Source organism: Bacillus sonorensis NBRC 101234 = KCTC 13918 (genome assembly GCF_001592005.1).
GTDB classification, from domain to species: Bacteria; Bacillota; Bacilli; order Bacillales; family Bacillaceae; genus Bacillus; species Bacillus sonorensis.
On record NZ_BCVZ01000009.1, the window covers coordinates 116,160 to 137,143 of the forward strand.

The 20,984-nt window shown below is 46.9% G+C and carries 19 protein-coding genes; 10 read left to right on the forward strand and 9 right to left on the reverse strand.

What is annotated here, in order from left to right; all coding sequences use genetic code 11:
* Window positions 1-20 precede the first annotated feature (20 nt).
* The gene (gene bmrD, locus BTR1S_RS12345; RefSeq protein WP_029419049.1) at window positions 21-2,042 is read right to left on the reverse strand and encodes a multidrug resistance ABC transporter ATP-binding protein/permease BmrD; all 2,022 of its coding nucleotides are present in this window, start codon (window positions 2,040-2,042) and stop codon (window positions 21-23) included.
* Window positions 2,039-3,793 (reverse strand): multidrug ABC transporter ATP-binding protein BmrC, encoded by a 1,755-nt coding sequence (gene bmrC / locus BTR1S_RS12350; RefSeq protein ID WP_029419050.1) that lies wholly within the window; start codon window positions 3,791-3,793, stop codon window positions 2,039-2,041. Before bmrC ends, bmrD begins: the two co-directional genes overlap by 4 nt.
* Window positions 3,794-4,338: 545 nt before the next feature.
* Here bmrC and BTR1S_RS12360 point away from each other — a divergent pair.
* The 4 genes from BTR1S_RS12360 (at window position 4,339) to BTR1S_RS12375 (ending at window position 9,704) form a co-directional block, all read left to right on the forward strand.
* Window positions 4,339-4,839 (forward strand): universal stress protein, encoded by a 501-nt coding sequence (locus tag BTR1S_RS12360; RefSeq protein ID WP_029419052.1) that lies wholly within the window; start codon window positions 4,339-4,341, stop codon window positions 4,837-4,839.
* A 681-nt stretch (window positions 4,840-5,520) separates the two neighbouring features.
* The gene (locus tag BTR1S_RS23295; RefSeq protein WP_369692095.1) at window positions 5,521-5,784 is read left to right on the forward strand and encodes a heterocycloanthracin/sonorensin family bacteriocin; all 264 of its coding nucleotides are present in this window, start codon (window positions 5,521-5,523) and stop codon (window positions 5,782-5,784) included.
* 117 nt (window positions 5,785-5,901) lie between these two features.
* A complete protein-coding gene (locus BTR1S_RS12370; RefSeq protein ID WP_029419054.1) occupies window positions 5,902-7,770 on the forward strand; it encodes a putative thiazole-containing bacteriocin maturation protein in 1,869 nt (622 codons plus the stop codon).
* Window positions 7,770-9,704 (forward strand): TOMM precursor leader peptide-binding protein, encoded by a 1,935-nt coding sequence (locus BTR1S_RS12375; RefSeq protein ID WP_006636650.1) that lies wholly within the window; start codon window positions 7,770-7,772, stop codon window positions 9,702-9,704. The genes BTR1S_RS12370 and BTR1S_RS12375 overlap by 1 nt, the downstream gene beginning before the upstream one ends.
* Window positions 9,705-10,000: 296 nt before the next feature.
* Here BTR1S_RS12375 and BTR1S_RS12380 read toward each other — a convergent pair whose 3' ends face one another.
* Window positions 10,001-10,981, reverse strand: coding sequence for an aldose 1-epimerase (locus tag BTR1S_RS12380; protein ID WP_006636649.1), 981 nt, complete (start codon window positions 10,979-10,981; stop codon window positions 10,001-10,003).
* Between the two features lie 226 nt (window positions 10,982-11,207).
* Between BTR1S_RS12380 and nhaC the strand changes: the two genes are divergently transcribed.
* Complete coding sequence (gene nhaC / locus BTR1S_RS12385; protein ID WP_006636648.1) at window positions 11,208-12,569, forward strand: Na+/H+ antiporter NhaC; 1,362 nt, start codon at window positions 11,208-11,210, stop codon at window positions 12,567-12,569.
* Window positions 12,570-12,609: 40 nt separating this feature from the next.
* On the opposite strand, the gene dat is transcribed toward nhaC, so the two are convergent.
* Window positions 12,610-13,461, reverse strand: a complete 852-nt coding sequence (gene dat, locus BTR1S_RS12390) for a D-amino-acid transaminase (RefSeq protein ID WP_006636647.1) — start codon at window positions 13,459-13,461, stop codon at window positions 12,610-12,612.
* A gap of 302 nt (window positions 13,462-13,763) precedes the next feature.
* Here dat and BTR1S_RS12395 point away from each other — a divergent pair, with 302 nt between their 5' ends.
* Together BTR1S_RS12395 and BTR1S_RS12400 are read left to right on the forward strand one after the other, a co-directional pair.
* A complete protein-coding gene (locus BTR1S_RS12395) occupies window positions 13,764-14,663 on the forward strand; it encodes a polysaccharide deacetylase family protein (RefSeq protein WP_006636646.1) in 900 nt (299 codons plus the stop codon).
* 135 nt (window positions 14,664-14,798) lie between these two features.
* A complete protein-coding gene (locus tag BTR1S_RS12400; RefSeq protein WP_029419055.1) occupies window positions 14,799-15,296 on the forward strand; it encodes a GNAT family N-acetyltransferase in 498 nt (165 codons plus the stop codon).
* Between the two features lie 375 nt (window positions 15,297-15,671).
* Here BTR1S_RS12400 and BTR1S_RS12405 read toward each other — a convergent pair whose 3' ends face one another.
* From BTR1S_RS12405 to BTR1S_RS22535, 3 genes are all read right to left on the reverse strand, one after another.
* Window positions 15,672-16,421, reverse strand: coding sequence for an NAD-dependent protein deacylase (locus BTR1S_RS12405; RefSeq protein WP_006636644.1), 750 nt, complete (start codon window positions 16,419-16,421; stop codon window positions 15,672-15,674).
* Between the two features lie 33 nt (window positions 16,422-16,454).
* Window positions 16,455-17,534 (reverse strand): mechanosensitive ion channel family protein, encoded by a 1,080-nt coding sequence (locus BTR1S_RS12410; protein ID WP_006636643.1) that lies wholly within the window; start codon window positions 17,532-17,534, stop codon window positions 16,455-16,457.
* A 234-nt stretch (window positions 17,535-17,768) separates the two neighbouring features.
* Window positions 17,769-17,876: a YhdX family protein gene (locus tag BTR1S_RS22535; RefSeq protein ID WP_006636642.1), complete on the reverse strand. Its 108-nt coding sequence runs from the start codon at window positions 17,874-17,876 to the stop codon at window positions 17,769-17,771.
* A 231-nt stretch (window positions 17,877-18,107) separates the two neighbouring features.
* On the opposite strand from BTR1S_RS22535, the gene BTR1S_RS12415 reads away from it, so the two are divergent.
* From BTR1S_RS12415 to crcB, 3 genes are read left to right on the forward strand one after another with little or no spacing between them, the layout of a single operon-like run.
* Window positions 18,108-18,830: a glycerophosphodiester phosphodiesterase gene (locus tag BTR1S_RS12415; RefSeq protein WP_029419056.1), complete on the forward strand. Its 723-nt coding sequence runs from the start codon at window positions 18,108-18,110 to the stop codon at window positions 18,828-18,830.
* A complete protein-coding gene (locus tag BTR1S_RS12420) occupies window positions 18,827-19,228 on the forward strand; it encodes a fluoride efflux transporter FluC (RefSeq protein WP_029419057.1) in 402 nt (133 codons plus the stop codon). Before BTR1S_RS12415 ends, BTR1S_RS12420 begins: the two co-directional genes overlap by 4 nt.
* The gene (gene crcB, locus BTR1S_RS12425; protein WP_029419058.1) at window positions 19,225-19,575 is read left to right on the forward strand and encodes a fluoride efflux transporter CrcB; all 351 of its coding nucleotides are present in this window, start codon (window positions 19,225-19,227) and stop codon (window positions 19,573-19,575) included. The genes BTR1S_RS12420 and crcB overlap by 4 nt, the downstream gene beginning before the upstream one ends.
* 262 nt (window positions 19,576-19,837) lie before the next feature.
* On the opposite strand, the gene BTR1S_RS12430 is transcribed toward crcB, so the two are convergent.
* Complete coding sequence (locus BTR1S_RS12430; RefSeq protein ID WP_029419059.1) at window positions 19,838-20,515, reverse strand: N-acetylmuramoyl-L-alanine amidase family protein; 678 nt, start codon at window positions 20,513-20,515, stop codon at window positions 19,838-19,840.
* Window positions 20,478-20,765 carry a hypothetical protein gene (locus BTR1S_RS12435; RefSeq protein WP_006636637.1) on the reverse strand — a complete coding sequence of 96 codons (288 nt, stop codon included), beginning with the start codon at window positions 20,763-20,765 and terminating at the stop codon, window positions 20,478-20,480. Before BTR1S_RS12435 ends, BTR1S_RS12430 begins: the two co-directional genes overlap by 38 nt.
* Window positions 20,766-20,984 lie beyond the last annotated feature (219 nt).

Consider the following 20,984-nt stretch of genomic DNA (forward strand, 5'->3'; position numbering starts at 1 on the left):
GCAAGCCGGGAATGCCCGGCTTACCCTACAAGCGTTCCGCGTCCTTTTTGAAGTTCATACATTTGATAATATTGCCCTTTTTGCTTCATAAGCTCCTCATGTGAGCCCTTTTCAATGATCCGCCCCTTATCAAGCACAAGGATTTGATCTGCCTTTCTGATGGTCGATAGCCTGTGTGCGATGATAAAGGTCGTGCGGCCTTTTTTGACTACGTCAAGCGCCTTTTGGATCACAGCTTCAGTTTCGGTATCGATATTTGCCGTTGCTTCGTCCAACACGAGGATCGCCGGATCATAAGCAAGCGCCCTCGCAAATGAAATCAGCTGCCTTTCTCCTGAGGAGAGCGTGCTTCCTTTTTCAATGACAGGCTCATCAAATCCTTTCGGCAGGTGGGCAAGCAGTTTATCAGCCCCTACTTGCTTCAATGCGGCTTCAATCTGCTCTCTTGTGACCGCCTCATGATCAAGGTTGACATTTGAAGCAATCGTACCGGAAAACAAGTAAGGGTCCTGGAGAACGATGCCCATATGCTGTCTGACATCCTGGCGCGACATATCATAAATGCTTGTTCCATCAATTTTGACATCGCCTTTTTGTATATCGTAGAAGCGGAACAGAACATTCATAATCGAGCTTTTGCCTGATCCTGTATGGCCGACCAATGCCACGGTCTCCCCTTGTTTCGCTTCGAATGAAATGTTCTTGAGCACATATTCCCCGCTGTCACCATACCGAAATGAGACATCCTCGAACACAACATGACCATTCACTTTAACTCCACTTGTTTCCTCAACATCAACTCCAGGTTCATCCAAAAGGCGAAATACCCGTTCAGATGATACTCTCGCAAGCTCAAGCTTGGGAAATTGGTTGACGATCCCGGTAATCGGCTGAAACAGACGAGTCAGGTAATCGACAAATGCATAGAGCACACCGATCGACATCATTCCCTCCATATTCAGCGCCGCTCCCCCGAAATACCAGATTAAAACGGCGAACATGACATTCTGCAGAACATTGACAAGGTTATGGGACATTAACGAATTCAAATTGAGCATTTTGTTTTGATAGTGAAAATGGCTATCGTTTAATTCTTCAAATTCACGCTTTATATCTTTTTGCCGCCGGAAGACCTGGATAATCGGCATCCCTTGAACCGCTTCATTCATTTTGGCGTTAATATCGCTGTTGATCGATCTGAGTTTATGATTGTAGCCTGAAGCAAATTTTCGGTAGACGGCCGCCCAAATGGCGATCAGCGGCAATATCAGCAAGCAGACCGCCGCCAGTCTGGCATCGAGCAGAAACAAAGCGGCAAAAATTCCGGCCATATAAATCATGTCTGTCACAAATGTCGAAAGAACAGTCACATAAAGATCGCGTATCGCTTCCGTGTCATTTGTCACCCGCGCGACCACTTTGCCGGCCGGCAAATTGTCAAAATAGCGGACAGGCAGCCTTTGGATATTGGCAAACACATCCTGGCGCATTTTCTGAATGATGCGGTTTGCGCTCATCTGCAAAAGATAAAACTGGCCGTAATGAAAAAAGATCGACAGGATGAGCAGTCCCAGATACAGCAATATGAGCGACACAAGCCCTTTCATTTCGGGTTCGTAAAATGAAAAAGCCTCAGACGCTGACAGCCGGACGGCCGGGTAGGATTCCGACTGTCCTCCGCTGGAGATCCGCAATACCCCGTCCTTCACCGTCCTTTTTCCATCAAAAGGAACAGCTTCATCTACAAAATAATACGTCATGCCGACTTGAAAAACGCGGACTTCCTTCCGCTTTTCCAGCGAAGGATCGGCCCTGTCGGCTCTGACATATTCCCTTCCGTGATACGGGACTGTATATTCGCTTTTTCCTGAAACTTCATACCACGGTTTTTCAATCCCGAGAATATGATCGTCAATCATTTTTTTGCCGATCATCGGCCCTGTCAGCTCCGCAGTGACGGCCGCCGTCAGCATAAGAAGAGCGCAGATCAGGATGTTTTTATAACAGAGCGCATATTGAAAAAGCCGTTTTCCAGTCTTCATGCCACAGTCCCCCCTTCATCCCCTGAAGGCAGCTGCTGTGCTTCATATTGTTCAAAATACCAGCCTTTACCTGCGATCAGCTCCTGATGCGTGCCACGCTCTGAAATCTTGCCGTTCTCCATTACGAGAATGAAATCGGCATGCTCGACTGCTGACATGCGGTGCGATGTAATAAATGTCGTTTTGCCTTCCCGGTGATGACGGATATTTTCGATAATCGCCGCCTCTGTTTTCGCATCTACGGCTGAGAGCGAATCGTCCAAAATCAAAATGTCCGGATCTGCAATCAAGGCTCTCGCAATCGAAATCCGCTGTTTTTGTCCGCCGGATAATGCCACCCCTTTTTCGCCGACCATCGTCTCAAGCCCGTCAGAAAGCAGTTCAATATCCTTTTCCAAATGGGCTGCCCGGATCACGTCAGCTACATCCTGCTCTGTCGCGTGTAATCCGCCGAACAATATGTTTTCTTTTACCGTTTTTGAAAACAGCACATGATCCTGGGGCACATATCCAATCCAGCTGTGCAGCAGATCAAGGGGCAGATCCCCAATCGGCACACCGGAAATGGCGAGCGTTCCATTTCCCTCGGGATACTGTCTTAAAAGCTGCTTGATCAGCGTCGTTTTGCCGCTTCCCGTCTTTCCGACGATTCCAACAGTCTGTCCTTTCAAGACTGCAAACGAAATCCCTGAAAGGTTCTCCGAGCTTGAGCTTGGATACGTAAAACTGACTTTGTCAAAGACAATATCCCCAGGTTCAGCTCTTTTGGGATGAGGCGCTTCTTTTACATCAGGCTGATGACGCAATGTCTCATTCACCCTATCGAGGGACGCGTTGCCTCTTTGCATGATATTGATCAGCTCGCCAATCGCGAACATCGGCCAGATCAGCATCCCCAAGTAAACATTAAAAGAGACGAGCTCCCCCAATGTCAGCTGGCTGCGAAAGACAAGGTAGGCGCCGTAGCCCAAACCGATTAAATAACTCATCCCGACAAGCAGCTTCACCGTCGGTTCAAACAGCGAATCGATCAGCGCCACCTTCATGTTTTTTTGATAAACATCAGCTGTCATGCTGTTAAACCGGCTGACATCGTTTTTTTCCTGCACATAGGCCCTGATCACCCTTACGCCTGATACTGATTCAAGCACCTGATCATTTAATTCGCCAAACGCATTCTGCGCTTCTGTAAAACGCTGATGAATTTTTTTCCCGTATACACCGATCGCCGCGGCCATCAATGGGAGAGGAATGATCGATGCAAGCGTCAGCTTCCAGCTGATCAAAAATCCCATTGTAAACAGAATCGTCAGCATAAACATCGTTGAGTCGACAAGCGTCAATATCCCGAAACCGGCCGTCATCGAGATCGCTTTTAAATCATTTGTCGCTCTTGCCATCAAATCTCCGGTGCGGTTCTTCTCGTAAAAAACGGGCGTCATTTTCAACAAGTGGCCCATCAGTTTTGACCTGAGGATTTTTTCGATCAGATTCGCCCCGCCAAACAGCTGATACATCCAGTTGTATGACAGCGTATAAACAACAAGGGAGAGTCCGATCAATAAACCGATATAACCGGCCATCGCCATTGCCGAAAAAGCGCCCGTCTGCATATCGTCAATGGCGTTTCCAAGCAGTTTCGGCGGAAACATTTCCAGTATATTCACCATCAATAACAGGACGATCGCGATTGTATAGCGCCGCCATGAGGCTTTAAAAAACCAGCCGAGCTTCCATAAAACAGAAAACATGTGATATCCTCTCCTTTTTTAGCCGCCTTCGAGCTTTTCCTTGCAGTCATTGATCTCGCTTTTTCTTACATTTGGCATAAAAAATTCCTCCTTTTACTATTCGAAAATTCAGTCGGATCCGCCGAATTTTCATTTATTAGAAAAACATCCGCACCATATTGGAGACGGAATGTTTTATCTCCGAAAAAAAAGGCACACTGTACGAGCAGCATGCCTTTTCGATATAAAAAAGGCGCATGTACGAAAGATGAACGTGACATGCGCCTTTCCTCAAATATTATTTAGAAACCGTCTGTAAAGAATATGGAAGGTGTAAAGCCGCCACGTTTTGATTCAGTTGTCTGCTGATTGATGAATTGATTGCTCTGATCATGACGTTGCCCTCCATTCTTATTAATATTTTCCATCTTATAGCACGGTTTTTTATTTGTCAATTTCATTTCTTCATAAATTGGAAGAATCTTTATTCATATGTTCAAATTCCGTTAGTTTTTTTGAAAATCGGGTATAACGATAATAAATCCATTCTGAAAGGAATGATCAATGTGTTTACAGCTAACCGGATCATTGTCGCGTTTGACGGAAAAGACGACAGTAAGAAAGCGCTCAAAAAAGCGATAGACCTCACCAAAAGGATCGGCGCTGAACTGACCATCGCCCACGTCCATGAACCGAGGCAAGCCAAACCTCTGGCAAATGAACAAAGGCCGGCCGCCGGCACGGCTTATATCTACGGCGGCATCCCCAGCGTCCCCCCGGTTCCGCGCGAGTCGGATATTGCGGGAGAACCCGTCATTTACGAGGACAGCACAGAGGAAGCGATCGCAGCGGCCAAAATCATTTTAAACGAACACCAATTCGACGCCAACATTGAAATTCTTGAAGGCGACCCCGCCAATGCGGTCCTGCGGCACGCCGAACACATCGGCGCCGACCTCGTCATCACAGGAAGCCGGGACCAAAACCGCCTGAAAAAACTGCTGTTCGGAAGCGTCAGTGATAAAATTTCCGCAAAATCGGAAATACCGGTGCTGATTGTGAAATAAATGGGGCTGGATATTTTCCGGCCTCTTTTTTTCGTTTATGAGAGGACCGCCAATAAGCGAGCCTTTCACCATTTCACGGTGTTCAATTTTTTCTCTTACATCTAGTTTCATCCCCAAACAATCTCTTCTAGCAAATAGAAACTGAAAAATCAATTTCAAACCATGATCATCTTAATGATAAAACTCAAATAAAACAGCAAAAAGACCCTAATAAACCATGAAGGTATGAGCCCCTCCAAGAAATATCCATGATTTATCTTTTCTCTATCTCATTACAACCGTACAGATAATAAAAAAGGCATTATGTTAGGCGCAACCCGCTTTACTATCTTTTTCGTTATCTCAATCGGTCTGCATGACCAGATTGGACAGTTCACTTTTCAATTCTCTCTATCCATTTCTTTCAAAGAATGAATTCTAGCAGTCCTTTTCCGCAAAACAGAGAAAATCCCACAAATCCAATTACAGGAAAATAGGCGTTCAAATCAGTAACAATCACCTAACAAGTCTCATAGTTTGATGTTGAATGTGCCTGGGGCATGTCGTTCATTTTTTTCTATTTTTATGTTGTGGTCTGATTGTTTTTAAAAAACTTTTATTTATTTCTGGAGGGATATGTCAATGCAATATTTTCATGATGAATTGCAATCATTAGGAATGGATCATTTCCATGTGGATGAGATGACGGCTTGGGATCCAAACCGTCATGAGGTAAATGCTAAACACTGTGCAAGCTGTTGGAGTTGTGGAAGTTGTGCGAGCTGTGCAAGCTGTGCAAGCTGCTGGAGTTGCGCGAGCTGTGCGAGCTGTTGGAGCTGCGCGAGCTGTGCGAGCTGCTGGAGCTGCGCGAGCTGTGCAAGCTGCTGGAGCTGTGCAAGCTGTTGGAGCTGTGCAGGTCATTGTTGTTGGAGCTGCGGAAGCTGCTGGCATGGAGGAGGTATGTAGCTTTAAGAAGCAGACTGCCCCTGCCTTTACTGCCGCAGGGGCCCATTAATCATAACGGACAACAAAATTACATATACTGGTATGTCTTGTTTTAAGATGATCTAAAGGAGGTACAGCATGACGAATCTGACCGCTTCCGCCCGCCTGAAGGTGAAACAGGATACATGTTTTCTTCCGGACCCGGCTGGCGGCGTGTATGTTCGAAATAATTCAGGATCGTTTCGTATGAAAGGGGCGTCCATTTATCAATGGATAGAAAAATTGCTGCCGATGTTCAATGGTGAACATACACTGGAAGAATTGACAAATGGACTGCCCGCACCCTACCGTGACAGAGTGTTTGATATTGGAGGGATGCTGTATAAAAACGGATTTGTTCGGGACGTAAGCCGGGACCGCCCGCATCAATTAGAGGAGAACGTACTCAAGAAATATGCTTCACAAATTGAATTTATAGAAAGCTTCGCAGATTCGGGCGCTTATCGCTTCCAGCTATGCCGCCAGGCAAACATATTGGCTGCCGGCTCCGGCTCTTTTCTCATTTCACTGGTCAGATCATTGGCTGAATCCGGTTTCGCCAAAATTCATGTTTTTTTTACAGAAGCACGCTCTGACCATCAGACAGCTTTAGAGGAGCTGGAGGCTTATGCAAGACAGGCTGATGGCGATATGATCGAGCTGACTGCTGTACAAGATTGGCGGGAAGCCGTCAAATCCTGTGATTGGATTTTATATGCTTCAGAAATTGACGATCCGGAGAAACTTCTTGCGCTTCAAAGCGTTTGCAGGGAAGAAAAGAAACGCTTATTTCCCGCGGTCTGTCTGAAGCAGATCGGGCTGGCAGGCCCTTTCGTGCATCAAGACGGCGACGGATGCTTTGAATCGGCATGGCGGCGGATTCACCGTTCGGCGCTTCAGGAGGAGCGGAAGGTTGACACCTTTCCTGCGGCTGGAAAAGACATGCTGGCGAATGTCATTGTGTTTGAATTGTTTAAAACGGTTTCCGGGCTTGCTTCATTAACAAAGCGAAATGAATGTTATCTTGTCGACCTCTCCACTCTTGAAGGAGTCTGGTGCCCATTCCTCCCCCATCCGCTCGTCAGCTCCGACGGCGGCATGGCTGAATTGGTTCGCGATATTGAAGCAAAGGTGCAAAATCGCTCCAAACCGAAAGAAAAAGGACGGCTTTTTCAATTGTTCAGTCAGCTGACATCGGAAAAAGCGGGAATTTTCCGCCTATGGGAAGAAAAACACTTGAAGCAGCTCCCTCTTTCCCAATGCTTCGTTCAAGCTGCAAATCCGCTCTCAGAAGGACCGGCCGAGCTTTTGGAGAAGACGGTCTGCTCCGGTTTTACCCATGAGGAGGCCCGCAGAGAAGCCGGACTGAAGGGCATTGAAATGTATGGGGCAAAACTGGCGGATGTCTCTGTCATTGAGGATGGTTTCTTAGGCATCGGAACAGGAGAAACGATCGCTGAAAGCGTGCTGCGGGGATTGCAAAAGTCGCTTGACGCTGAATTGCAGAAGCGGGCAAAAAGCGGAGGAGAAACGGCCTCTCCTCTTTCTATCGGCATGATCAACGATAAACGAGCCGCATTTTATTTGAATGCGCTGTCTATCATGCACGGCACACCTGAGATTGGCTTGGGAAAGGATATATCAGGCTTTCCAGTTGTATGGACAGGTGTGTGCGGCCGCTGGTATGGAAGTGCGGGAATCAATATAACATTGGCGCTTAGAAACGCACTGCAACAGGCGCTCATGAACACACGGCCGCTTGAGGAGGCCGCTGTCATTTTAGCGGAAAACAAGATCAGGCTCGACATCCCGGTTTGTGAAGACCACACACAACTGCTCGATACGGCATTGAAAAGCATCAGACGCAACGGGTTACAGCTGCTCGTTTATGATGTGCCGGCTGAGCCTTTTTTCGAAAAAGCACTCGCAGGCATCTATGCTGTGCGGTTAAAAAAGGAGGAGGCTTGATGGAACGCTGTATTTTGCTTGTTGGGGAAGGCATGATCGCAGATGATGTGTCAAAACAATTATCCGGCCGGTATCGAGTGCTTCGCCAGCCTGATGTTAAGGCGGGAATTCCCGGGGAAACCGGGCTTGTTCTTATCGTGCATGATGCCTGGCGCCCGTCCGTATATCACGAGGCGGAAGCCATATTAAGGCCAGCGGGAATTCCATGGCTTCGCGGCTTTGTTTCATTTGGTGAAGGTGTCATCGGCCCCCTTGTGTGTCCGGAGGACGCCGGCTGCTCCAGCTGCGCTGATATGAGGCGGTTCATCACCGGCCCCGACAGCACAGAAATGCGGATGCTCATGCAGCAAAATAGGGATTTTCACCGTGACCCCTGGGCATCTCAGGCAGGATGCCGCCATATGGTCCGCTTGATCTGTACAGAGATCAAAAACATGATGGAGAATGGCCGGAGCCGTTTAAAAAACAAGCTGTGGCTGATCAATTTCAAAACATTGGATTGCTCCTTACACTCTGTTATGCCTGAACCGCTCTGTGAGGTCTGCGGCCGATTGCCTGACGATACAGCGGAATCGGCCCTGATTTCGCTTAAACCGGCTCCAAAAACGGGGCCGGGCAGCTACCGGACGCGGCGGACAGATGATTTGCAAGATGTGCTGAGACAAGAATACCTCGATCCCAGGACGGGAATCTTCAATGGAAAATTATTTGATGCCATCCTGCCATTTGCCGATATGATCGTCAATATGCCTTTATGGATAGGAAGCGAAGGTGTCGGGGGGCGAAGCCATTCCTATGAGGAAAGTGAATTAACGGCTATTTTAGAGGGCTTGGAGCGCTATTCCGGAATCGAGCCCCGCGGCAAACGGACGGCAATCTATGATTGCTACCGCAATCTCAAAGATCAGGCGCTAGACCCAAGAACCGCCGGACTCCATGATGAAGAACAGTATAAACAGCCTGATTTTCCTTTCAAGCCATTTGATCCAAATCGTCCGCTTGATTGGGTATGGGGCTATTCTTTTATGCAAAAGCGGCCGATATTGGTTCCCGAATCTCTCGCCTATTACAGCCTGGGCCGTGAAGACAGCTTTGTTTACGAAACGTCGAATGGATGTGCATTGGGCGGGACTCTGGAAGAAGCGATTTTCCACGCCATTTTAGAAGTTGTTGAACGGGATTCCTTTTTGCTGACTTGGTTTGCCAGACTTCCTCTCCGCCAGATTGAGCTTCATTCATGCGAAGACGAGGAATTGAGATTAATGATTGAGCGGGTGCGCGCCGTGGCCGGATATGACCTGTATGTGTTTAATTCAACGATGGAGCACGGCATTCCAAGCATCTGGGCGATCGCCAAAAACAGAAAACAGCATGGCTTGAATCTTATTTGCTCTGCGGGAGCACATCCAGATCCCTCTAAAGCGGTCAAAAGCGCACTACATGAGCTTGCGGGGATGATGTTCAAGCATGACGCAAAACTCGAGGCCGAAAGAGACAAATATGAAGAGATGCTCCACAATCCTTTTCTCGTTCGGGAAATGGAGGAACACAGCCTGCTGTACGGTTTGCCGGAAGCCGAGGAGCGCCTTCGGTTTTTGTTGGAGCAAAATCAGCCGCTTACCACCTTTCAAGAAGCGTTCAAGCAAAAGACAAACAACCTGGATTTAAAAAAAGATCTTGAAGAGCTTCTCGAAACATTCCGCCGACTGAACCTTGAGGTGATCGTTGTTGACCAAACATCGCCGGTCACAAAACGAAATGGCTTGTATTGTGTGAAAGTGCTGATTCCCGGCATGCTGCCGATGACATTCGGGCACCGCCTCACCCGCTTGACCGGTCTTGAACGGGTTTTGACAGTGCCGGCAAAGCTTGGCTATAGAAAAGAGACGCTGACATTCGATGAACTGAATCAACATCCTCACCCGTTTCCTTAAAACTTGCATGTTTTGATCGTTCTGTTTTACGATAAGGCGGAAATTTTAGGCGACTCCAATGAAACAGGAGTACAAACGGCCCATCGTTTTGACCGGGGCCGTTTTCATGATCGTTTGTTTTTTTATTTCAGCGGATGCTGATGGCTTTTCACTCTTGGGAATATCCAAAATGAATCAGAAAAGCCGGGAACATTAACATTGGACGTGTAAACCCGGCAAACTTGCTGATACATAGTTGGAATCTTCTTTGCAGGATTTGAGATGAAGTTGAGCCAAACTCTGGGCGGAATGAACGCTTACATTCCGCCGATCGTGATTTTGCTTCTCATTGTCAGCTCTTCATTCGGACCCAAAGCCCGAAAACCGGTGACATCAGCCGGAAGATCAAGGTTCGGGGCGTTTGTCATCCATGTATAAGGCTCAAGGCAAAGCAAGTCTTCGTGATCTGTCTTTCCGTTATAGACGACCCAATGTTTAAAATGCCTGTCTCCCTCATAGCTGAGACGGATGCCGGCCAGGCGGTCGCGGATTTCGGCCGTGCTGTTTCCAGCTTGATCGTGTTCGGCCGCCAACATATCGTCCAGACGTTCTCCGGCCGCCGTTCTCCCTGCTTTGAAACCGTCTGTCTCGCTATATTCCCCTGTTGGAAGCATCCGGTCTGACAGATCCCAATGTTTCGAAGCCGGAAGTGAAAACACACATTCCGTTTTATCCCCCTCATGATTAAACGGATAGCGGAATGAAGTATGATAGCCAAGCCCGAGCGGCATCGGCTCTTCACCATGATTGACAACAGACGCGTCGATATGTAAATCGTGTTCTTCCAATGTATAGGTGATCGCGATCGAAAATGAGTGCGGAAAGATTCGCTGGATATCAGGATCCTTGCCGGCGTTCAGCACGGTTTGCGCAATTCCGCGCCTTCCTTCAGCCTCCGCTTTCGCCAGCGTCCACGCTTTATCATAAAGAAATCCGTGCAAATGGTTTTGCAGCGGTTTTTCATTGATGGGCAGTGAATAGGTTTTTCCTTCATAAGTAAACGTTCCATGATCGATCCGATTCGGTGGAAAAAGGACTGGAATTCCGAACAAACATGGATTGGCGTGATATTCTTCCTTTGTTTCGGGCGTTTTTAATAGATGCATTCCGGCAGGCTTCCACTTCAATGAAATCAGATTGCTTCCCCAGCTTGGCACAAGTATGGCTTCCAAATATTCATTTTCCAGCAAAACCGCTTCTTCATTTAAAAACCGGCAATTTCGGATCGTACTGGACATCCTTCATTCCTCCTATATTGAAACGATTCGGTGCAGGCATGCACACAATCAATTATGCTTGCCTGAGCTTATTATATCTAAAGAAGTGAGCGCTTTCAAAAAGAGAAATGAAAAATGTTTGAAATATTTTAATTTAGGTCATTCTTCTTTTTTTCTGTTATAATACGTTTACGCACAAAAGCATAAAAGTATTAAAGAATGATATTTTCTTAATGAGGTGTATGATTTGTCCAACGAGAAACGCTTATCGTTTTCCATATCGGCTTTTTTATTTTTTTCGATCTTATTGATCATTTTTATCTGTTTGTTTGTTTTTCATGCAGATCCGCACATGCCTTTATTGATCTGCATCGGATTTTTAGCGGTTGTCGGCGTCCTGCAGGGCTTCACATGGAAGGACCTTGAAAACGGGATTGTCTCTGGCATTCGCAGCGGCGTTCAGCCGCTCATTGTCCTGTCGCTGATCGGGATTTTAATCGGTGTTTGGGAGTACAGCGGAGCGATTCCGACGGTTACGGTATACGCTTTGAATATCATCGAACCGCAATTTTTGCTGCTGACCGCTTTAATCAGCTGTCTGATTATCAGTTCTCTTGTCGGTTCAAGCTTTACGACGGTAAGCACGATCGGTGTCGCTTTAATCGGCGTTGCCTCCGCCGCCGGAATCCCCCTGACATGGGTTGCCGGAGCCGTTATTTGCGGAGCTTGCTTCGGGGATAAAATGTCCCCCTTATCCGACACGACTAATTTCGCCGCAGGCGTCGGTGAGCTGCCGATTTTCAAGCATATCAGACATATGACGGGAACCACGATACCCGCTCTGTTGATCACCGTTCTGCTGTTCTTTTTTATGGGACGGTCCTTGACCATCACATCGGGATCAATAGATAACATTCGATCGATTGTAAATGGAATTGAAAATACTGTGGATATCAGCTTCTGGACCCTTTTGTCGCCTTTATTGGTGATCGTGCTGGCTGTAAGACGGATGCCCGTTATTCCGTCTCTCGCTGCGGGGATCGTGTCGGCGGGTATCATCGCCGCATTGATCCAGCCAGATGCCGGCATTTCCTCATTCTTATCGGCGATGCAAAAAGGACCGGTGTTTTCAGCAGGAAGCGAAACAGTTGAAAATATTCTGAATCGCGGCGGGCTCCAGTCGATGATGGGCTCCATCTCCTTAATCATCATCGCGTTTGCGCTCGGCGGGCTGATGGAAAAAACCGGGTTGATTACAAGCCTGCTTGAAGGCGTGATAAAGGGGATTCGATCAAAAGGACGCCTTGTGTTTTCAACGGTTTCATCAAGCATCGCCATGAATCTGCTGACAGGCGAGCAATATTTATCGATTTTAATTCCCGGACAATCCTTTAAAAATCTTTATGATAAGCTCGGAATTGACCGGAAACATTTGTCAAGATCGCTCGAGGACGGAGGAACGTTGGTAAATCCGATGATTCCGTGGGGCGTCAGCGGCGCGTTCATGTCAAGCGCGCTCGGCGTGCCTGTCACTGACTATTTGCCATTTGTGTTTTTTCTTTATCTATCACCGATCTTTTCGATTTTGTTCGGATTTCGAAAACAATGAAAAAAGCGCCGTTTCCAGCTGCGGAAGCGGCGTTTTCTTTTTACAGCACTTTTGCTGTCTCTGACAAAATGTTGTCTTGCAGGGCTTTTTGCACTTCTTTTGTGAGCGGTCCCGGCGCCCCCGTTCCGATATTCTGGCCGTCAATAACGGTGACCGGAATGACCTCTGCTGTCGTCGATGAAATAAACACTTCATCCGCATTCATCAGTTCATCTTTTGTTATCGCTTTTTCTTCATGCTGCCAGCCGTTTTTTCGGAACAGCTCCAACAAGGTTCTCCGTGTGATACCGTTTAAAATGAGATTTGACGCAGGGTGTGTATAGATGACATTTTGTTTGACGGCATAAACGTTCGAAGACGTCCCTTCCGTCACAAATCCGTCGCGGATCAAAATCGCTTCAAATGAGGAAGCCTCGTGCGCTTTTTGTTTGATCATGACATTGTACAGCAGATTGAGACTCTTAATATCGCATCTCAGCCAGCGAAGATCGTCTTCCGTTATGACGGAAACACCGTTTTCCTGTTCGTTCACAGGTTTTTTGATCGGAAACGTATAAGCCGTCACCTGAGGGGTGAGCCCTGGTTTATACTGATGCTTTCTCGGAGCCGTTCCTCTTGTCGCCTGCAGATAAAGCCCCCCGTCGTCCACTTGGTTGGCCTTAATCAGCCCCTTCAGCTCCCCTTTCAGCTCAGCTTCTGAAAACGGCAGGACAATGCCGATTTCCGCCGCGCTTTTAAAAAAACGGGCGATGTGCTCATCAAGCGTATAAAGGCTTCCGTTGTAAATTCGGATCACTTCGTAGACTCCGTCCCCAAACTGGTAGCCTCTGTCTTCAATATCAACTGCACACTCGCTCCGTTCCATCAGTCGGCCGTTAAAAAGAACCTTCATTTCTCCATCCCCTTGTTCTTTAGTTGGTTTTCTCGATTTTCTCCCTTCCATTCTAACATGCCGGTTTCATTCTAAATAGTGTAAGATTTCGAAAAACTTTTCCTTTTCATCAAAGCGGTTTTTGGCCGCTGGACGACAGCATCCTCCATCATTCAGCATTTTTCCTTAACATTTGCTAGAAATTTTGCGGCACCGGTATTCAACTTCTTTCCAATCCTGTATACTTAAACACTGTGGTCCATTATTTTATGAGATTAGCAGTCTATTCATAATGGATTAAGAAATGATATGGAGAGAGTCACATGCGCCAAGATTCAAGAAAAACAGCGCCTTCAGTGCCTTATTTGCTGACGAAAACAGCATGTTTTGCCATTCTGTTCCTCATTCTTCTGTACGTCTGGGATTTATCGCAATCTCCCGGCGCATCCGGCAAAAAAGATCTGGCCATGTCGGAAAACAGTGAAATGAGGCATGAAGGGGACAGCATTCCGCTCAAAAAAGAAACACACGGCAAGCTTCTCGACCACCTGAGTACGAAGCAGGAAATCGCGAAACGCAAAGTGGAAAAAGAACAGAAAAAAGAAGCGGCGGAAAAAAAGCAGGAAAAAACGGTTTATTTGACTTTTGATGACGGGCCTTCAGCGGCAACCCAAAAGCTGCTTGAGATCTTGGACGAACAAGATGTGAAAGCGTCATTCTTCATGCTTGAGCCAAACATGAAGCTTCACAGCAAAGCCGTTCTCAATATGAAGCAGCAGGGCCATGCACTCGGGCTTCACGGGGTGACCCATGACCAGAAGCAGTTTTATAAAGGCGCCAATTCTCCTAATCTGGAAATGAAGCAGGCACAAAACACGCTGAAGTCCATTACAGGAGTGAAAACCCGTCTGATCAGAACGCCGTACGGAAGCAAACCGTCGCTGACTGAGGCTCAAAAGAAGAGATTGAAGAAAAGCGGGTTTATTTACTGGGATTGGAATATCGACAGTCTTGACTGGAAATACAGGAACCAAAGATATGTCCCGGAAGTGATGAACCAGCTGAACATCATCAAAAACCGGCACACAAAACAGCCGATTGTCATTTTAATGCATGATATTCCTTCAACTGTTCAGTCATTGCCGCTATTGATCACCAATTTGAAAAACATGGGGTATTCATTTGCAACCCTTGATGAATCAATGACGCCAGTTCACGAATAGCCAATGTCAAGATCCCCTTTTTTAAGGGGATTTTTTTTTATTTTGAAGCTGGTCAGTTTTTCTGACACATTCGTTGCACTCAAAAAAACTTAGACTATATTAGGTAGATAGATTGATATAAAATGAGGTGTTCAGATGGAGATTGAAGAATTGACATCGCTTGATAGCCATATCGATACCCTGTCAGATCTGCTCGTCCAAGTCACAGACGAAGGAGCTTCAGTCGGCTTTCTGCCTCCGCTGAAGCGGACGGATGCATTAGAATACTGGCAGACCGTATTGCAGCCCGGCGTGATTTTGCTGATCGCCAAACAAAATGGCAAAATTGCAGGAACCGTTCAATTGCATTTATGCATGAAACAAAACGGATGCCACAGAGCCGAGATCTGCAAATTAATGACGGCCCCCTCCTTCAGGCGGCAAGGCGTCGCCCGCTTATTAATGAAAAATATCCTCGAAAGAGCAAAACAGGAAGGCAGATCTTTGGCGGTTCTTGATACAAGGGAGGGAGACCCGTCCAATCTTCTGTATGCTTCACTCGGATTTGCCAAAGCTGGGCGGATCCCTGAATATGCAGAGTCGGCGGACGGCAGTCTGGAAGCAACCGTTTTTTATTATAAAGATTTACGATAAAACCGTGGAAGAGGTCATCATAAACCTGAAATGAAAATGAAAAAGACGTACCATCATTCATCAGCTGATAATGGAGGCGTTCGCGGAATATCGCTGTCTTGACGTCCCGTCGGGCGGACCGACAGAAACGGCTGCAACGGTAAAAACAGCGCTTTGAAACGGCGAGGAACAGGCTCTCTGATACGTTTTCGCTCGGTTCAGCCAGATGCAGCCTGAAGGACGACCGCTGAAAAAAATCGAATGCGTTGTCAGGGCATCTCTCGGGATATGGCGTCATAAAAGTGAAAGATGCCATCAATCCGAACGGATGTGTAGTCAAGACAGCGCAGTTCGAAAAAACAAATGAAGAGGCGCTCCCTCCGGGAAGCGCCTTTTTTAACCGCTTATTTCTTTGGTAAACTCTGCGATCTTGCGGTGAATGACAACATCAAACAAGTGATCGTACGGGGTTTTTTCAAGATTGATCATGGCTTTCTTTAAACCCGGGATCAGATGCGCTTCCTCTGGGACAAAGCGGACAGGAGCCACTTCAAGCGAGGTGCCGATTACCAAAAGCAGGTCAGAGTCGGCGAGAATGTCAAAAAGGGTGTCAAAATGCTGCACGGGGTCGCCGAACAGCACGACATCCGTCTTCAATATAAAACCGCAAGCCTCCCCCTTCTGATTGATGCGGCTGCATCTCGGAACCTCTTCCCGCAATAAGTGTTCCAGTCCGTAGCCCGCCCCGCATTTAGGGCATCTTGCCGTTTGAATGGAGCCATGGAGCTCATAGACATGGCGGCTTCCCGCCTTTACATGAAGCCCGTCAATGTTCTGTGTGAACACCCTCACGTCTTTTCCCCGCTTCTCAAGCTCTGCTAAATACAAATGTCCTGCGTTCGGCTGAAACGAACCGGTCATCTTCATTTGAAAAAGCGCTTTGAACTTAGGCCAAAAGAGCTTTGGATACCGTTCAAAGTAATCGCGGCTCATCGCTTCCATCCTTGACATATCCTCCGTCCATAACCCGCCGGCTGAACGAAAATCGGGAATTCCGGATTCGGTGCTCATTCCGGCTCCCGTTAACACGGTGATCCGCCGCGCGTTGTCAATCAAGTCCAAAAACGTTTCTGCTTCTTTATCCATGCTGGCGTCCCTCCCTGCCCTTTTAAACGATCATCAAGCTTGGTTTTCGAGAGCGGCTTTCATATCGTGCAATTCAAACAGGCTGTGTCCGGGAGAAACAAACTCGACTTGCTCTTCCTTCATGATGTCGATAATCCGGTAGTTAATATCCTGCCTGATATCTAAATTTTCGGCCCATACGGTCGTATTTGTATAGAAGTTAAAAAAGATGCTTAAATACGTATCCTGCAATACATCGAGGTTGACCATGATCACATCCGGATGTACGCCCTCATGTGTTTGCAGCATTTCCCTGAACCGTTGGACACACCTTTCGACCTTTTCCCGCGGTGTTGACGGATCGATATGCAGCGAGAACGTGATTTGACGCTTCCTCATTTTTGTCCAGTTCATGATCGCTTCATTGGCGAGCACAGAGTTTGGCACTGTGACAAGAGCCTCCCCTGCCGTGCGGACCTTTGTGCTTCTAAATGTTATATCTTCGACCGTCCCGATCACGATTTTTGTTTCGATAAAGTCACCTATCGTAAAAGGCTTCTCCATGATGATGACAATTCCCCCGAAAAAGTTTCCTACGGTATCTTTTGCCGCAAGAGCAAAAGCGAATCCGCCAAGACCAAGGCCGGCGACAAAACCGTTCACATCGTAATGAAACTCTCCGGCAATCATGCTGATTCCGAGGGCCACGATGACAAAGCGGAGAATCTTTGACAAAAACGGCGCAAGAATGTCATCCATGTCAAGCTCCAGCCGCTTGTTGATTTTATGGAAAAGCACCGAAGACGAAGCCGTTACATTATAAAGCCCGATCACAACGAGTATGACAAGGGATACCCTGTACAGCTTATGGACGATCGCCATATGCGCATCAAAAAACGGCGAATAGATGATGGCCAAATAAATGCCGAGAATGGCAAAAAACCATCTCGCCGGCTTTTCAAATGCAACCGCCACTTGATTAAAAAAATCGGTTTTCGGTTTATGCGTTAATTTTAAAATCAGGTTAAACAAATACTTCGTAAAGATTTTTCTCAATAAGAAAAATAAAAGCAGGATGCCGATGCTGATTCCGATTTGACCGGCAAACTCCATTGTCAAGTACTGTGTAAACATCGCTTTCTCTCCTTATATCGCTGTCAAGCATTTATTATACTAAAAGCTTCGAAAAATTTCTCATTTTATTGCGCGGCAAAATGTGACAGGACGGTTATGGACGGAAGAGGAAGAGGATTTTCCTGCTTTTGCGTCAGGATTCCTATTCTCCGCATAAAAGGCCGCCGATATTTTCGGCAGCCTTTGTCGATCGTATGTTATTGTTCCAAGAGACATTTGATTCGGGCTATACTGCTATTTTTTCTTCGCAGACTGTGTTTGATCCAGGAGAGTCGCTTTAAACATTTCAGCATCGGTTTCGATCTTAATCCGTTCTTCCACTTTAATTCTCCCTTTACCCATCATCTCGCCTCCTTTGTTCCATTATAAAATATCCGAATATTCCGCAAATGAATCTTTTGGACTATTTTTGACGAAATTTGTCGCAACCCTTTTGTAGTTTTCTAAACGATACGCATGGCAGCAGCCCGTTATGCCCAGAATGTTTTACAATTCGAAGACAACTGATTTACTTGCATCAGCACTTCGGGTATCCTTGTTATGGAAAGATTTTTTGCAGAGGAGCTGACATGTTTGCACATCATCGCACATCGCGGAGCCTCAGCTTACGCCCCGGAGAACACGTTTGCCGCTTTTGAAAAAGCACGAGAGCTGGGGGCCGGCTTTATTGAGCTGGATGTACAATTGACAAAGGATGGAAAGCTTGCGGTTATTCATGATGACAAAGTGGACCGGACGACAAACGGAACGGGCTTTGTTCGGCATTTTACAATGAAAGAGCTTGAAACGCTTGATGCAGGAAGCTGGTTCAGCCCTTCCTTTCAGGGCGAAAAAATTCCCGATCTTGAAGCGGTTCTTCACAAGTATCACAATAAAATAGGGCTGCTCATCGAAATCAAGTCTTCCAAAACACAGCCTGGAATTGAAAAAGCGATCGGCCGGCTGATTGACCGGCTCGGCCCTTCGGCGAACACGATCGTGCAATCCTTTGACGCCGGAGCCATCATGACGCTTCATAACCTTTATCCTTCGATACCAGGCGCCGTTTTGATCAGACCGCGGTTCGGAATGCTGCCGTACGGCCGCCTCCGGCATATTTCTTCATTTGCACGCTATGTCAGCCTGAAACATACGATGCTCAGTTCATTTTTGATCAAATCCGCTCACAGCCATGATATGAAGGTTTTTGCATGGACGGTTAACGGACGCAAAACCGGACGCCGCCTGCAAAGCTGGAACATTGACGGAATCATTACCGATTATCCGGATTACTTTAAGAAAGAAGGAAAAGCATGAAATCATATCTAGCCGTATTCATAGGGGGAGCGCTCGGTTCACTTTGCCGCTATGCGATCAACATGAGTGCGGGAAGCGCTTGGTTCCCTTGGCCGACCTTTATAGAAAATGCATCAGGAAGCCTGCTCCTCGGTCTGCTGACGGGCTTTTTTTCATCCAGGGCAAAAAAACCGCTGATCCAATTATGTTTAGGAACAGGCTTTTGCGGAGGTTATACGACAATGTCCGCGTTTTCAAAAGAAACGGCTCTGATCCTCCAGTCCGCAGCACTCCATAACGGCGTTTTATATTTGGCGGCATCGCTTGCCTCCGGAATCTGCCTTGCTTTTATTGGAATTGTGTTAGGGAATCGGATCGGCGGACAGGCAGGCCAAAAAAAGGAGCGCTATACCTCATGATGACTGCGGGTTTTATGATTGCGGGGGGCATCGGTTCAGTCCTGAGATTTTGGCTCGGCAATATCATCGGCTCCAAATTCAAAAATGCCTGCATTCCGGCAAGCATTTTAATCATTAACATTCTCGGCTCTTTTATGCTCGGCATATTCGTCAGCCTCGACATCCAGCAGCAGATGCTGTCCACCGTCATCGGAACCGGTTTTTTCGGGGGATTTACAACCTTCTCAACCTTTAGTGTTGAAGCCGTTCAGCTCCTGGCAGAAAAACGGCTGAAGGCGGGCGCGGCCTACATCATATTGACAATGGCGTGCTGCGTCGGCGGTTTTTGGGCGGGGAGCCTTGTTTAATCGTTATACATACGATCAACTGTTTTGATGAAGCAATTGTTCTGATCTGGTTATGAGCAGGCAAAATCGCGCCTGCTTCCGGTTGTTGTTTTTTCCTGGCGCTAGCCGGGCGGATTTATAATGGTCGCCCTGTTAAAACATATAAAAGAAAACCGGGTGCAAATCGACAGACACAAGCAGGCATTGAAGTGAAAAAAAGGAGCCTCCAAAATAAAGAATCCATTTTGATGCCCATATAGTCAAAATGGATTCTTTTTATCAATTATCGCTTTTCAATCATTGCCGTTTGAAATGTTCCCCAATGCGAGGAAATCACCTGCAAAGCATCGGCTTTCTCTTGATAAGTCCCGATCTGTCCCCCATCCACTGTTAATTGATAAGATGATGTGCCGCTTTTCGCGAGGCCGAGGCACTTGGCAATCCCATTGACATGCCCTCTTGCGGTCTGTTCGATCCAGGCGGCGCTTTTCATCTTTGCAGAATCATCAGGATGATCGATAAATCCGTTTTCCGTTAAAATCGCATGCATAACGGTTTCTCTGAGCACATGAAAGTTCGCTTTTTTCATCCCCCTGTCCCGTAAACCGTTCAGTTTGATCACTTCCTCGTGAATGATCCGCTGGTAAAGAGCGGTGACTGATTCATCGGACAAGCCGCTGTAGATATAATCTTCATATCCGTAAGCCGTACCGTCAAAGGCGTTTGTATGAATGGAAACAAACAAGTCGGCACCCCATGAATTGGCGTCATCCGTCCGCTCCTGAAGCGTAACCGTTTTGTCTGTTGTCCTGCTGAGCCGCGTCTCGGCGTTTCTATATTCTGTCAACAAAATATCATTGATCTTCAGCGCGATAGCCAATGTGACATTCTTTTCCGCCAAACCGTTCCCCGTCGCTCCCGAATCACTTCCGCCGTGTCCTGGATCCAAATATATCTTCATGTTCGAATTCCTCCTTATTGGATGATTTTAAGATGTTTTTTGAACCTGAATAAAAGCCGACTGATGACAATCCGAGGCAGATTCCGATCGTCATGTCTTCCTTCCAGTTTCCCGTGGTTAAAAGCAGCGATACGCAAATTCCGAAAACAATTGCAAAAACGGGGAGAAATCGTTTCTGAATGCCGAGAAACCTTACCGTTTGAACCAATCCTGTAATCAACGGAACGTAAGCAACATCAGAAAATTCCATGTTCTTTCCCCTCCTTTCCTGCCGCGTCAAAGCAGATCGGCCGTCTTGTTACCATCCATTTCCTCAGCCCCCTTACTGTTTTAAAAGGTTATCTTCATATTAAAAGGAAACAGCTCCGCCCCCATGTCATCATCCGGTCAAGAAACTGAAAAAAAGCTGAAAGGCTGCCGCAGAAACAAAAAAGGACTTGTTTTCTTTTGGAAAACAAGTCCTTAGATT

What these genes read in the sequence shown, in the direction of transcription:
- bmrD (WP_029419049.1), bottom strand. Translation starts at nt 2,042, where the DNA reads ATGAAGACTGGAAAACGGCTTTTTCAATATGCGCTCTGTTATAAAAAC.
- bmrC (WP_029419050.1), bottom strand. Translation starts at nt 3,793, where the DNA reads ATGTTTTCTGTTTTATGGAAGCTCGGCTGGTTTTTTAAAGCCTCATGG.
- BTR1S_RS23295 (WP_369692095.1), top strand. Translation starts at nt 5,521, where the DNA reads ATGACGGCTTGGGATCCAAACCGTCATGAGGTAAATGCTAAACACTGT.
- BTR1S_RS12370 (WP_029419054.1), top strand. Translation starts at nt 5,902, where the DNA reads ATGACGAATCTGACCGCTTCCGCCCGCCTGAAGGTGAAACAGGATACA.
- BTR1S_RS12375 (WP_006636650.1), top strand. Translation starts at nt 7,770, where the DNA reads ATGGAACGCTGTATTTTGCTTGTTGGGGAAGGCATGATCGCAGATGAT.
- BTR1S_RS12380 (WP_006636649.1), bottom strand. Translation starts at nt 10,981, where the DNA reads ATGTCCAGTACGATCCGAAATTGCCGGTTTTTAAATGAAGAAGCGGTT.
- dat (WP_006636647.1), bottom strand. Translation starts at nt 13,461, where the DNA reads ATGAAGGTTCTTTTTAACGGCCGACTGATGGAACGGAGCGAGTGTGCA.
- BTR1S_RS12395 (WP_006636646.1), top strand. Translation starts at nt 13,764, where the DNA reads ATGCGCCAAGATTCAAGAAAAACAGCGCCTTCAGTGCCTTATTTGCTG.
- BTR1S_RS12400 (WP_029419055.1), top strand. Translation starts at nt 14,799, where the DNA reads ATGGAGATTGAAGAATTGACATCGCTTGATAGCCATATCGATACCCTG.
- BTR1S_RS12405 (WP_006636644.1), bottom strand. Translation starts at nt 16,421, where the DNA reads ATGGATAAAGAAGCAGAAACGTTTTTGGACTTGATTGACAACGCGCGG.
- BTR1S_RS12410 (WP_006636643.1), bottom strand. Translation starts at nt 17,534, where the DNA reads ATGTTTACACAGTACTTGACAATGGAGTTTGCCGGTCAAATCGGAATC.
- BTR1S_RS22535 (WP_006636642.1), bottom strand. Translation starts at nt 17,876, where the DNA reads ATGGGTAAAGGGAGAATTAAAGTGGAAGAACGGATTAAGATCGAAACC.
- BTR1S_RS12420 (WP_029419057.1), top strand. Translation starts at nt 18,827, where the DNA reads ATGAAATCATATCTAGCCGTATTCATAGGGGGAGCGCTCGGTTCACTT.
- crcB (WP_029419058.1), top strand. Translation starts at nt 19,225, where the DNA reads ATGATGACTGCGGGTTTTATGATTGCGGGGGGCATCGGTTCAGTCCTG.
- BTR1S_RS12430 (WP_029419059.1), bottom strand. Translation starts at nt 20,515, where the DNA reads ATGAAGATATATTTGGATCCAGGACACGGCGGAAGTGATTCGGGAGCG.
- BTR1S_RS12435 (WP_006636637.1), bottom strand. Translation starts at nt 20,765, where the DNA reads ATGGAATTTTCTGATGTTGCTTACGTTCCGTTGATTACAGGATTGGTT.